Genomic DNA, 1,036 nt, shown 5'->3' with positions numbered 1-1,036 from the left:
CCGCGATGTGCAGTGGAACGGCCCGTACTACGAGCGGCTCGGCTTCACCGTGCTGCCGGGCGCCGAGCAAGGCCCCGAGCTACGGGCGCTGGCGGCCGCCGTCGCGGTCTTCCGCAGCCCGTGCCGGTACACCTCGATCGACGGTTCGGGATGGGCCAGGAGCACCTCGGCGTTGGCCATCAGCACCGACAGCGGCGTCCGCAACTCGTGGCTGGTCTCCTCGATCAGCCGGCGCTGCGTCTCGGCCGCCTGCTCCAGGCGGGCCAGCATGTCGTCGATGCTCGCCGCGAGCCGGACCACCTCGCTCGGGCCGCGGTCGAGCCCGACCCGCCGGCTCAGGTCGGCGGCCCCGATGTCCTCGGCGACGGCCCGGACCCGGTCGAGGTCACGCACCGCCCGTCCGGCCAGGCCCCAGGCGAGGGCGGCGGCCACCGGCGCCAGGGCGAGCACCGTCCACGTCACCCAGGCCGACCGGTGCCCGGAGGCGCTGGTCACCAGCTCCCCGCCGCCGGCCGCCTCGGTCTCGACGTCGCTGACCACGACCACGCCGAACAGCAGAAGCGCGGGCACATAGCCGGCCAGGAACCCCAGCACCGCGATCCGCGTACGCAAGGACCGCCAGCCCTGGTCCATCACGGCAGCAGCCGGTAGCCGGTGCTGGTGACCGTGACGATCAGCGGCGGCTCGCCGAGCTTGCGGCGGAGCCGGCTGAGGATCACCCGTACCGACGAGGTGAACGGGTTGGCGTTGGCGTCCCAGACGTGCTCCAGCAGCGTCTCGGCCGACAGCACCTCGCCCGGGTGGTGCATGAAGTACCGCAGCAACGAGTACTCCCGCGCGGTGAGGTCGAGCGGCGTCGTGGCCCGCCAGGCCCGGTGGCCGGCGAGATCCAGCGTCAGCTCACCCACCCGCAGGGTCGATCCGCCGCTGTCCTCGCGGCGGCTCAGCGCCCGCAGCCGGGCCAGCAGCTCGGCGAAGTGGAACGGCTTGACCAGGTAGTCGTCGGCGCCCGCGTCGAGCCCGGCGACGCGGTCGG

The 1,036-nt window shown here is 73.9% G+C and carries 1 protein-coding gene and 2 pseudogenes; 1 reads left to right on the top strand and 2 read right to left on the bottom strand.

Going from position 1 to position 1,036, the window contains the following annotated elements; genetic code table 11:
* Nucleotides 1-103: pseudogene (locus tag AB0C29_RS50125) on the top strand (GNAT family N-acetyltransferase); the annotation flags it as partial.
* Between the two features lie 158 nt (nt 104-261).
* On the opposite strand, the pseudogene AB0C29_RS50120 reads toward AB0C29_RS50125, so the two are convergent.
* Both AB0C29_RS50120 and AB0C29_RS50115 read right to left on the bottom strand, forming a co-directional pair.
* A pseudogene (locus AB0C29_RS50120) lies at nt 262-633 on the bottom strand (HAMP domain-containing protein); the annotation flags it as partial.
* The coding region (locus tag AB0C29_RS50115; RefSeq protein ID WP_360835675.1) for a response regulator transcription factor at nt 633-1,036 on the bottom strand (404 nt) is incomplete at its 5' end. The gene AB0C29_RS50115 and the pseudogene AB0C29_RS50120, both read right to left, overlap by 1 nt.

The sequence above is a fragment of the Actinoplanes sp. NPDC048791 genome, from assembly GCF_040650095.1.
Taxonomy (GTDB): Bacteria; Actinomycetota; Actinomycetes; order Mycobacteriales; family Micromonosporaceae; genus Actinoplanes.
The sequence above is the reverse complement of the archived record's forward strand: the minus strand, read 5'-3'. Positions and strand labels throughout refer to the sequence as shown.